General features: G+C 71.5%; 12 protein-coding genes. All 12 read right to left on the bottom strand.

All coding sequences use genetic code 11. From position 1 onward, the window contains the following. Window positions 1-541 (bottom strand): enoyl-CoA hydratase-related protein (locus tag GTW08_RS23475; RefSeq protein WP_161152539.1); only part of this gene is annotated, 541 nt, incomplete at its 3' end. A 91-nt stretch (window positions 542-632) separates the two neighbouring features. Continuing rightward, window positions 633-2561, bottom strand: coding sequence for an FAD-dependent monooxygenase (locus GTW08_RS23470; protein ID WP_073575183.1), 1929 nt, complete (start codon window positions 2559-2561; stop codon window positions 633-635). A 3-nt stretch (window positions 2562-2564) separates the two neighbouring features. Beyond that, a complete protein-coding gene (locus GTW08_RS23465; RefSeq protein WP_073575182.1) occupies window positions 2565-3278 on the bottom strand; it encodes a class II aldolase/adducin family protein in 714 nt (237 codons plus the stop codon). Window positions 3279-3330: 52 nt separating this feature from the next. After that, entirely contained in the window at window positions 3331-4122 is a 792-nt protein-coding gene (locus tag GTW08_RS23460; RefSeq protein WP_073575181.1) for an IclR family transcriptional regulator, read from the bottom strand. A gap of 86 nt (window positions 4123-4208) precedes the next feature. Further along, complete coding sequence (locus GTW08_RS23455; protein ID WP_073575180.1) at window positions 4209-4937, bottom strand: class II aldolase/adducin family protein; 729 nt, start codon at window positions 4935-4937, stop codon at window positions 4209-4211. After that, entirely contained in the window at window positions 4934-6178 is a 1245-nt protein-coding gene (locus tag GTW08_RS23450) for an NAD(P)/FAD-dependent oxidoreductase (RefSeq protein ID WP_073575179.1), read from the bottom strand. The genes GTW08_RS23455 and GTW08_RS23450 overlap by 4 nt, the downstream gene beginning before the upstream one ends. After that, window positions 6178-6372 carry a ferredoxin gene (locus tag GTW08_RS23445; RefSeq protein ID WP_010223632.1) on the bottom strand — a complete coding sequence of 65 codons (195 nt, stop codon included), beginning with the start codon at window positions 6370-6372 and terminating at the stop codon, window positions 6178-6180. The genes GTW08_RS23450 and GTW08_RS23445 overlap by 1 nt, the downstream gene beginning before the upstream one ends. Window positions 6373-6404: 32 nt before the next feature. Beyond that, the gene (gene hcaB, locus GTW08_RS23440; RefSeq protein WP_073575178.1) at window positions 6405-7208 is read right to left on the bottom strand and encodes a 3-(cis-5,6-dihydroxycyclohexa-1,3-dien-1-yl)propanoate dehydrogenase; all 804 of its coding nucleotides are present in this window, start codon (window positions 7206-7208) and stop codon (window positions 6405-6407) included. Beyond that, window positions 7205-7540, bottom strand: a complete 336-nt coding sequence (locus GTW08_RS23435; protein ID WP_073575177.1) for a hypothetical protein — start codon at window positions 7538-7540, stop codon at window positions 7205-7207. Before GTW08_RS23435 ends, hcaB begins: the two co-directional genes overlap by 4 nt. After that, complete coding sequence (locus GTW08_RS23430; protein ID WP_073575176.1) at window positions 7537-8145, bottom strand: 3-phenylpropionate/cinnamic acid dioxygenase subunit beta; 609 nt, start codon at window positions 8143-8145, stop codon at window positions 7537-7539. The genes GTW08_RS23435 and GTW08_RS23430 overlap by 4 nt, the downstream gene beginning before the upstream one ends. After that, window positions 8142-9524 carry a Rieske 2Fe-2S domain-containing protein gene (locus GTW08_RS23425; RefSeq protein ID WP_073575175.1) on the bottom strand — a complete coding sequence of 461 codons (1383 nt, stop codon included), beginning with the start codon at window positions 9522-9524 and terminating at the stop codon, window positions 8142-8144. The genes GTW08_RS23430 and GTW08_RS23425 overlap by 4 nt, the downstream gene beginning before the upstream one ends. Before the next feature lie 105 nt (window positions 9525-9629). Further along, a complete protein-coding gene (locus GTW08_RS23420) occupies window positions 9630-11099 on the bottom strand; it encodes an aldehyde dehydrogenase family protein (protein WP_073575174.1) in 1470 nt (489 codons plus the stop codon). Between the last annotated feature and the right edge of the window lie 16 nt (window positions 11100-11115).

Here is an 11115-nt window from a genome sequence, read left to right as displayed (position 1 = left end):
GGCCGGCGTCGGCCGCGGCCGGGGCACTGAGCCGCTCGCCGAGCAGCAGGTGGCGGGCCGCGCGCTGCGGGCCGAGGCGGCGGGGGAGGTGGTAGGCGGTACCGGCGTCGGCGGTGAGGCCGCGCGCGGCGAACGGGGCGGCGAAGAAGGCGTCCTCTGCGGCGACGACGAGATCGCAGGCTAGGACCAGGCCCCAGGCCGCACCGACGGCGTAGCCCTCGACCGCGGCGACCACCACGACGTCGGTGCGCACGATCGTCTCGACGACCTCGTGGACCAGGGCGAGCCGCGAGGCGGGGCCGAACAGCCCGTCCGCGGCGGAGGGCATCGAGGCGACGTCGCCACCGGAGGAGAAGTAGGAGTCCCCGCCCGTCAGGACGAGTGCGGCGTCACCGCGCCGGGCCGCCGCGCGGAGCTCGGACAGGAGGCGTTCGAGCAGGGTGTGGTCGAGCGCGTTGCGGCGGTGCGGCCGCTGCAGGCGCAACGTCGTCAGTCCGGCCGAGCCGTCGACGACGAGCGGATCCTCGGGAGCTGGTGTCACACTCTATAGAATGTAGTCGACAGACGAGGTCGGGTCGAGTACGTCCCACCGCCCTCACCCAGGAACCCGCCGGGTGAGGGGTGATCGGAGCTCATCGCGCCGGTAGCAGGACTCCGGACAGGAAATCGGTCAGTTCCTCGTGTCCGTGCAGGGGGAGTACGTGCGCGACGTAGTGGTCCGGGCGGACGAGAACCATGCATCCGGTCTCGCGGTCCACGCCCCGGATGTCGAAGACGTCGTCCTCGGCGGGGTCCGGGCAGAACATCTTCTCGTAGTCGACCAGGCCGAACCTGCCCTTGCGGGGCAACAGGACCGCAGGCATCCGGTCAAGGGCCAGGTCGCGGTGGTGCTGCTGGAACACGGCCCGGACATCGATCACGGAGTCCGGCTCGGTGCCTGCGGGGGTGAACCGCGTCAGTGCCGACCGGTCCGAGCCGAGGACCTCGCACAGCTGCCGGAGCGCGGAACGGGTGGCGGCGGGATCCGCCCGGTCGGCGAAGAGGTAGAGGCGCCAGGCGCCGTCGGCCCGGGCGACGTGTCCGAGGTGCATCGGTGCGGCGTCGGCCAGCCGGACGACGGGGGCGGAGTGGAACCGCATCCCGACCGGGAACCCGGGGGCGAGGTGCTGGGACGACCCGGCCGCGGTGATCATCGACGGTGGGTAGCGGACGGCGACGCCCGCGGTGAAGCGTCCCTGGTCGCGGAAGTACTGCTGGAACGTGGCGGGGTCGACGCCGTCCCCGTCGGCAGCGTCGGACTCCGAGGGGCGGGCGCTGAACATCGCGGCGAACTCGCGGTCGAAGTCGATGAGCTCCTGGGCGACCTCCTGGCGCTCCTGGCTGTAGGTGTGCAGGACCTCGGGTCGGGCCGTTCCGCGGAGCACCGAGCCCAGCTTCCAGCCGAGGTTCCATGTGTCGGCCATCGACACGTTCATGCCCTGCCCGGCCTTGGCGCTGTGGGTGTGGCAGGCGTCGCCGGCGATGAACACCCGCGGCAGGCGGGTGTCGGTCTCGCCGGCGGGGACGTCGTCGAACTTGTCGCACAGGCGCTGGCCGATCGCGTAGACCGCCCACCACCCGACGTCGTGCACCTCGAGGGTGTACGGGTGCAGGATCCGGTTCGCCACGGCGGTGAGCTTCTCCGGGGTGGCGTCCTGGTTCCGGAGCATGTCCCGGTCGCGGACGTTGTCGAGCTCGATGTAGAGCCGGACCAGGTAGCCGCCCTCCCGTGGGATGATCAGGATGTTGCCGTCGTTGGCGGAGTGGACGGCGCACTTGAGGCGGATATCGGGGAAATCGGTCACCGCCAGGACGTCGAGGACGCCCCAGGACTGGTTCATCGGATCGCCGACCAGGCTGCGGCCGATCGCCTGGCGGGTACCGCTGCGCGATCCGTCGCAGCCGACCACGTACCTGGCCCGGATCGTCGAGGACTCACCGGTCGGCTGCAAGCCCTCGAGGTGCACGAGCTCGACGGTGACCGGGTGGTCGGACGAGCCGCTGGTGTCGATATCGATGTCGCCGGCCTGCAGGCCGTAGAACGGTGTCGTCCGGCTCGCCGACCGCTCCATGTGCTCGCGCAGGTGGGCGAGCATCCGGGCCTGGTTGACGATCACGTGCGGCATCTCGGAGAGGCCCTCTTCGACGTCGTCGACACGACCGGCGCGCACGATCCGGGACCGGTCCTCCGGGTCCGGACGCCAGAAGCTGACCTCGTTGACCCGGTACGCCTCGTCGATCAAGCGGTTGGCCAGGCCGAACGCCTCGAACATCTCGACGGTGCGGCAGGCGACCCCGTCGGCCTGTCCGACCTCGAGGGGGCCGTCCTTGCGGTCGACCACCACCGTCCGGATGTCGGGGAAGTTGGCCAGCTGCGCCGCCAGGACGAGACCGGCGGGACCGCAGCCGACGATCAACACGTCGGTCTCGTCCGGCAGGCCGGACGGCCGCTCCCGTACCGACGGGTGCGCGTCCTCGACGAGGGGATCGCCTGTCCGGTAGCCGTCGAGATGGAACTGCATGGCTCAGCCTCCCCACCGGCGCACGAGGTAGTCCCAGGCTGCCTGCACGGCGCGGTCGTTGTAGATGTGGTCCCGCTTGGCCAGCGACTCCTCGGGCGGCGACCAGGTCGGCCATCCACCGGCGGCGTGCGTGCGCAGCTGCTGCTCGCACGCCTGCTCGAGCAGCACCGCGGCGACGGTGGCCGCCGGCAGCGTTGCACCGACGGCCACGATGCCGTGGTTGACCAGGAACACCGCCCGGGCGTCGCCGAGTGTGAGCGCGACCGATCGGCCCAGGTCCGGGGTGAGGACGAGGTCCGCGGTATCGGTGAAGCGCGGGACCGCCGGTGGAACGAAGTAGTTGGCCGCGTGGCTGACCGGGCGCAGGTCCTGCCCGCTGGCGGCCAGGGCGACGGCATGTGGTGGGTGCGTGTGCACGACCGCGCCGACGTCCGGGCGGGCCGCCATGATCTCGGTGTGGATCGGGTACTCACTGTGCCGTGCGCCGTCGCCCTCGAGCACCGTTCCGGACGGGGCGACCAGGTGCACCCGCTCCGGCGTGACCTCGTCGAGCCCCCACTCCGCGGTCTTGAGCCAGACGCCGCGGCCGTGCGGGTCGCGGACCGAGGCGTGCCCCCAGATCAGGTCGTGGTGGCCGGTGGCGGCGAGCACCCGGCACGACGTGGCCACCAGCTGGCGGAGGTCGGTCGTCGCCGGGGTTACGGACTCGATGGTCATGCGGGTGCGGTCTCCGATCGTGTGGACGTCTTTCGCCCCACGATGTGGAGCGTCAGAGCAGGAGCTTGTCGATCTCCTCGGCTGCGGCGAGCAGCTGCGCGAGGACGGTTTCGCGGGTACCGGCCGTCATCCGGCTGACCGGGGCGGAGGCCGTCACGGCCAGCGGCGTCGGGCCGGAGGACAGCGCGACGGCGAGGGAGCTCACGCCCTCCTCGCTCTCCTCCTGGCTGGTCGCGAAACCTTGGCTGCGAACCTCGGCGAGCTCGCGCACCAGGTCGGTGCGGGTCCCCACGGAGTTGGGGGTCAGGCGGGTCAGCTCCTCGTCGGGGTAGATCCGGAACAGGTCCGCCTCGGTGAGGGTGGCCAGCATCGCTTTGCCGTTGGACGTGCAGTGCGCCGGCATCGTCCGGCCCAGCCGGCCCCCGACGCGCAGCGCCCGGCCGCTCTCGATCGAATCGATGAAATGCACGTCGCTGCCCTCGAGCCGGCCCAGGTGCACCGTCTCGTTCAGGTCGGCGTTGAGCCTCTCCAGCACCGGCCGCGCGCGGGTGCGTACATCGAGCCGCCGGAGGACGCCGAAGGCGAGCCCGTCCAGCGTCGGCCCCGGGATGTAGCCGCGGGTGCTGGGCTCCTGCCGCACGAACCCGCGATACTGCAGCATCATCAGCAATCGGTGCGCGGTCGAGGAGGCGACGTCGAGATACTGGCTGACGTCGGTGAGCCGCAGCCGCGGTCGCTCGCCGAGCAGCAGCAGGATCCGCAACGCGTTGTCGACCGACTCGATCGGATACCGCGGCGACTCGCCGTACTCCGGTGAGGGCGGAAAGCCCTCGACTCCGTCCATGGCACGACCCTACGCGATGTCTGCTGTGCAGAGAGTCGCACTCGGCATGGGTGGTGGCCGGGTCCGAACTCCGGTGTTCGCTCATGTCAGGCCAACCGTGCGAGCTCGTGCCGCCAGGCCGTGTCATGGTTGAACGAGCCGCCGAGATCGGGCAGCTCGGCCATGTCGGCCTCGGGCAGGTCCCGCAGCCGCCCGCCGGCCGAGACGACGGTCAGGGACAGCCGCGCGATCCGTTCCACCGACACCGCGTTCAGTACCGCCTCCGGCACGCCGGCGCCGGCGCTGGTCAGACCGTGCCCCCGCAGCAGCACCACCGGGCAGCTGCCCATGGCGGCCAGCATCTCCGCGGCCAGTGTGCGGTTGCGGATCAGTACCGCGCGGGGATACACCGGTACACCCGCGTGGGCCAGCTTCGTGCCGGGCATGTCGAACGCGCCGATGATCGGGCGGATACCCAGCCCGGCGAGGTCGGCTGCGACCACCATCTCCGGGTGTGCGTGTACGACGGCTGTGACCTCGGGCCGGGTCCGGAGGACCTCGGCGTGCAGCGGCAGCTCGTTCGGAGGGTCCCACCCCTGCAGCTCGTCCGGGGTGCCCGGCTCGCCGTCGAGCGTGACCAGGTGCACGTCCTGCGCCGTGGTCCAGGCGAGCCCGCGCTCCTGCGGTCCCCGGCAGCGCACCAGCAGCCGGCGTTCGTCGATCCGCAGGCTGATGTGTCCGAGATAGCCGGGGGCCAGGTCGCGAGCGGCCAGGACCCGGCAGGCGTCGGCGACCTGCCGGCGGAGCGGGGCCAGCTCCGTGCTCGGGTCGGTCACGACGTGCTCGCCGCGCGGCGGGCCGGGAGCCCGGCGAGCTGGGCCACGGCGTCGTCGAACGTCGCGGCAGTGCCCATCAGCCTGCGGCAGACGACCAGCGCCTTCGGCCAGTTCACCGTGACCGCACCGCACAGCAGGCCGCTGTCGTCGGTGTAGACCGCGGCGCCGCGCGCCTGCGCGCCGTCGAGGTCGCCGAGCAGCTCGTGCCGGGTCGCGGCGCCCGGCCGTCCGACGATCTGGATCCGCCAGTCGTACTGGTCGCTCCACACGTACTCGACCGGGCGGTGTGCGCGGAGGTCGTCGGGGTGCACAAGGTTGTGCGCGACGACGGCGGCCTGCTCGACGGCGTTGGTCCAGTGCTCGACGCGCCGGTGCTTCTCGAGGCCCGGGTGGTACCAGCGGGCCACGTCGCCCACCGCGTACACGTCGGGGGATCCCGGTGCGCGGCCGTGCTCGTCGCAGACGACGCCGTCGTCGACCAGCAGGCCGGAGTCCTGCAGCCAGGCATCGTTCGGGATCGCGCCGATCCCGACCACCACCGTGGCCGCGTCGAGCTCGGTGCCGTCGGTGAGCCGTACCCGCAGGTCTCCGGGCCGCCCGCGCACGTCCTCCACGCCCACCCCGAAGCGGGTGGCGACGTCGTGCCGGTGGTGCAGCGTGGTGACGTGCTCCGCCACGGCGTCGCCGATCACCCGGCCGATCGGAGCCGGCAGCGGATCGACGACGGTCACCTCCCGGCCCAGTGCGCGGGCGGTCGCGGCCACCTCGGCCCCGATGAAACCGCCGCCGACGACGACCACGGGGCCCTGCGCGCCGAGATCACGGCGCAGCGCAGTGGCGTCGGCGAGCGAACGGAGCACGTGCACCCCGGATCCGGCGACCCACGGGGAGGGCCGGGCGTCGGCTCCGGTGGCGAGGACGACGGCGTCGTAGCCCAGCGCCGTGCCGTCGGCGAGCTCGATACGCCGGCCGGCGACGTCGAGCCGCGCCGCGCCGACGCCCAACCGCAGCTCGATGCCGGCCGCCTCGGCGGCCGCGGTGCCGAGCAGCGTGATCCGGTCGGTGTCCCACGTACCGGCCAACAGCTGCTTGGACAGCGGCGGCTTGTCGTAGGGGAGGTCGGCCTCCTGCCCCACCAGCACGATCCGGCCGGTGAATCCTTCGGTGCGCATCGCCTGCGCGGTGCGTACGCCGCCGACGGAGCTGCCGACCACGACGACGGTGCCGGTGGTCCGGTCCATCAGTCCTCGATGCCCAGCGCGTCGACCGGGCAGCTGCGGGCCGCTTCCTGCACCCGCGGGCGGTCCTCGTCGGCGATCTCCGTCCGGAGCAGCACGACCTTGCCGTCGTCGTCGATGTCGTAGACGTCCGGGGCGCCGGTGATGCAGTTGCCGTATCCCTGGCATGCCTCGACGTCGGCCAGTAGCCGGGCCATGGTGGTCCTCTCTGTGGGGTGGGTCGGGTTCGTCACGAACGCTTTCGCGGCGCGGAGACGCCGGTTCCGCCGTCGGGGTGCACGACGCCGCCGGTGATGCCGCGCGCGCGTTCGGAGGCGAGGAAGACATAGCTCCAGGCGTGGTCCTCGCCGGACAGCGCCACCTGCAGCGGCACCCGGGCGGCCAGCTCCTGCTCCCGGCCGGGGGTGTCACCGAGGCTGCGGTCGGCGGTGCCCAGGCTCGGCAGTCCGCGCAGGTCGGTGCCCACCGTGCCGCCGGGCGCGACGCCGTTGACCCGTACCTCGGGCGCCAGGTCGTGGGCGAGGGCGGTGACCAGTCCGCGGACGGCGAACTTGGAGGACATGTAGAGGACCCCGCCGCGGCCGGGGGAGTAGGACGAGGTCGACTCGGTGAGCAGCACGACCCCGCGTCCGGACTCCTGCAGGTGACCCAGCGCCGCCTTCACCGAGTGCAGGTGGCTCAGGACGTTGGTCCGGAACATCTCGTCGAAGGCGGTGTCCAGGACGTCGGCGTCGAGCTCGGTGATGCTGCGGTAGAAGTCGAACACCCCGACGCAGTTGACCAGGACGTCCAGCCCACCGAAGGCCTCCACCGCGGCTGCGACGGCACGGTCGTTGTCGTGGCGGGTCGTCGCGTCGCCGACGGTGACCGGCACCTCGGGTCGGGCCGCCGCGAGGGCGGCCGACTTCTCGGCGTCCCGTTCGAGGACCGCGACCCGGGCGCCCTCGGCCCGGAACACGTCGACGACCGCGCGGCCGATGCCCGACCCGGCCCCGACGACCAGGGCGCGCCTGCCCTCCAGCCACCCGGTCACGAGTCGACCCCGCTCGGTGCGGGCGGTGTGCCCTCGTCGGGGATCAACGGGGCGAACGGGGTGCCGATCATCGCGGAGAACGTGGCGGTGTTCTGCCAGGTCAGCGACTCGAGCTCGAGCGGGCACAGGGTGACCCACTGCCCGGACTTGGGCGACTCGACCAGCAGCCGCGCCCCGTTGCGGGTGCGGACCAGACGCACCCGGACCTCGGCGAACTCGTTCGCCACCGTGATCGGCTCGCCGGCGGCGTTCTCCAGCAGCTCGGCGTGCTCGGACGCGGCCCGGCGCGCGGCCCGCGCGTCGGCCTGCTCGCCCTCCCACCCCAGCGTCACAGGAAGATCGCCAGGTTCTGCATCCGCATGACCGAGTCGTCGACCAGGATCGTGCGGCGGGCCAGCTTCCAGCCCTCGGGTGTGGAGCGCAGCAGATCCTCGCGCCCGGCGGAGACGAACGAACCCTCGCGGACGTCGCCCCGGTTGCGGAACAGCAGCGTCGCCGACTCCACCACCAGGTGATCGGGGTCGTCGGCGGCGAACGTGCGCACGTTGCTCAGGTGGTGGCGCAGCCGCGACGGGGGGTCCTCGGTCCAGGCGTGCTCGGTGAGGAACCGGGCCACCCGGCGCGAGAGCGAGTACTTGTCCTCGTCGAAGTGGGCCATGCCCGGCGAGGTGTCGTAACCGGCGCCCAGGGCGGTGGTGACCCGTACCGGCATCAGGTAGTGGATGTCGTCGGTGAGCAGGTCGAGCCACTCGCTGTAGGCCTGGGCGTCGAGCAGCCACGCCTCGTCGACCAGCCACTGGTGGGCCGTCAGGTGGCGCTCGTCGCCGAAGCCGATGGTGGTCCCGGTGCGCTGCACGCGGGAGGCGTGCCCGCCGAGGGCGGACCGCGACGAATGCGTCCCGGGACCGGTCGGTGCGGTCGTGGTCGGGTTGTTCATGCCGGGGTCACCGCCTCAGGCTCACCGACGGTCAGGGTGCCGGCGGTCGCCTGTGGGGTCGCCAGATCGTCGGCCCAGCGATGCAGCAGTGCCCGCTGGTTGTACTCGCTGTAGCCCGTGTGGGCCGAGCCCGGGCCGTGGAACTGCTCGGGCGTCAGCTGGGGGACGACCTCGGTGTCGTCCTCGAGGATCCCCATCCGGCTGTTGAGCTGGAGCCGCCGTGCCATCGAGCCGGCGGCGGTGTTGGTGAGCGAGACCCAGTTCTCCACGTCGTCCTGCTCGAACATGCCGGTCGAGCCGAAGCACATCAGATAGGCCTTGTAGGACAACGCCTTGAACTCCTCCGGGGCCTCGGCGTCGACCGCGAACCAGGACAGCACCTCGGTCTCGTCCTCACTGATCGGCTGCCACTGCCGGATCGAGATGAACGGCAGCACGTCGTCCGACTCGGCCACCCGGGGCCAGTTGTGCACGAACGACAGGTTCGGGTAGATCGACGCCGCGCTGATCATGAAGCCGTCGGTGCCGACGAGATCACGCTGATCCTGCGACCACTGCTGCGTCATCCGGTCGACCATCTCCTGGGGGTAGCCGACGTAGCGCAGCCGCTCGTCCAGGGTGCCCGGCGGGAGCTTGTAGGTCGTCCCGCCGCCGGCCCCGGCCCAATAGGTGGCGCCGTCCTTGCGCTTCTCCGCCTTGGGCTCGCGGAACAGGCCGATCTCCACGACCGAGGTGTGGGTCTGCGGGGTGTGGTACATGTCGCCGGCGAAGTTCTCCGCGCCGATCTTCCAGTTCGCCTTGACCCGCCACCGCTGCGGGCCGCGCAGCTCGATGCCGCTGGCGCTCTGCTTGGTGTAGTAGTCCAGGTAGAACCGGAAGTCACCGAGGAACTCCTCCAGCGGAGGAGCCTGCGGGTCCATGCTGAGGAAGATCATGCCGTTGTAGGTGGCCAGGTTCGGGGCCGGCAGCAGCCGCTGACCCTTGCGCTTGAAGCCTGCCTCGCCGCCGTAGGCGTCCTGGTGGAACGGCAGGCCGACGATCCGGCCGTCGTTGCGGTAGGACCAGCCGTGATAGGGGCAGCGGAAGTGTGAGGCGTTCCCCATCTCGGCGCGGCAGACCTGCATGCCCCGGTGCAGACACATGTTGAAGTGCGCGCGGATCTCGCCCTGCTCGTCCCGGGTGACGATGAACGAGTCCTCCAGCACCCTGCGGACCACGTAGTCGCCGGGCCGGGCGATCTCGGACTCGTGCCCGACGAAGACCCACGCTCGGGAGAAGACGCGCTCCTTCTCGAGTTCGAAGATCTCCCGGTCGTTGTAGACGTGCGCGGGGATCATCCCGCGACGCACGGCGTCGAGAACGTCGGTCTGGTCGGTCATCGATCCGTCCCCTCGGGCGCCCGTGGGCCGCCCCGGTGCGTGTTCTGCTTAGAAGAGTCCATCTCTGTTCAGTAGAGCAACTTGCTCTGGGTGCGTCAACCGGGTTCAGCCCTGCAGAGCGACTGTCACGGCCTTGGTCTCGCTGTAGGACAGCAGTTCCTCGACGGACTCCTCACGCCCGACGCCGGAGGACTTCGTCCCGCCGAAGGGGAGTCCCCAGTAGTGGCGGGAGCTGCCGTTGATCCAGACGTAGCCGGCCTGCAGTCGCCCGGCCATCCGGTGCGCGCGGGTGACATCGCTCGTCCACACCCCGGCGGTGAGGCCGTAGTCGGTGCGGTTGGCGATCTCGACCGCTTCGGCCTCTTCGGCGAACGTGAGCACCGAGAGCACCGGGCCGAAGATCTCCTCCATGGCGGCGGGGTTGTCCGGTGCCATGTGGGTGAGCACGGTCGGAGCGACGTACCAGCCCTGCTCGCCGACGGTGTCGGGGCGCCCGCCACCGGCGACCACCTCGGCGCCGGCATCGGTCGCGGCGTGGATCGCACCGAGCGTCTTGTCGTACTGCCTGCGGTCGATCACAGGGCCCATCTGGGTCCCGTCGGTCAGCGGGTGCCCGACCCGGACGGCGCGCACCTGCTCGACCACGGAGGCCAGAACCTCGTCCGCGATCGACTCGTGCAGCAGCAGCCGGCTGGTCGATCCGCAGGACTGTCCGGCGGTGGCGGTGAAGTTCATCCCGGAGACGGCGCTCGCCGCCGCCGCGTCGAGGTCGGCGTCGGGCATGACGACCAGGGCGTTCTTACCGCCGAGTTCCAGGGTCACGTACTTCACGCCGGACTCCGCGGCCTCGCGCTGGATGAGCCGCCCGGTGTCGGGTGCCCCGATGAAGCCGATCCTGCGGATCAAGGAGTGTTTGACCAGCGCCCGTCCGCTGACCGCGCCACGACCCGACACGACGGCGCACAGGTCGGGCCCGAACACCTCGGCGGCGAGCTCGGCCATTCGGAGCGAGGACAACGGCGCCTGGTCGGGAGCCTTGAGGACGACGGCGTTACCGGCGACCAGGGGAGCGGCGACCTTCCCGGCGGCGAAGAACAGCGGATGGTTGAACGGGACGATCCGGCCCACCACCCCGTAGGGTTCCTGCAGGCTGTAGTGCAGGTTCTGCGACAGCGGGTAGGTCGCCCCACCCAGGGCCAGGGCGTGGTCGGCCATGATCTCGAGCAGGGTCGCCGCCGCATCGACGTCGGCCCGCATGACCGGCAGCGGGAACCCGGCATCGACCGCGTCGAGGGTGGCGAGTTCGTCGGTGTGTGCCCGCAGTAGAGCCGCGAACTCGCGCACCGTCGCCGCGCGCGCCCTCGGCGGGAGCGATCCCCAGGCGCGCTGTGCCCCGGCGGCGGCCACCACGATCCGGTCCACCTCCTCGACCGAGCAGTCCGGGGCGTCGGTCAGGATGCCGCCGGTCGTCGGGTCCTCCACCTCGTAGCGGGCCGTACCGCCCAGCGGCCGACCGCCCAGGAGAACCTCGAAACGGCCGTCGACGACGGCGCGAGGGGTGTCGGACACGGTCATGGGTGAGTCCTTCCGG

Source organism: Pseudonocardia sp. SID8383 (genome assembly GCF_009864975.1).
Classification (GTDB): domain Bacteria; phylum Actinomycetota; class Actinomycetes; order Mycobacteriales; family Pseudonocardiaceae; genus Pseudonocardia; species Pseudonocardia alni.
Note: the sequence above shows the minus strand (reverse complement) of the source record. Positions and strands in the feature narration are given on the sequence as shown.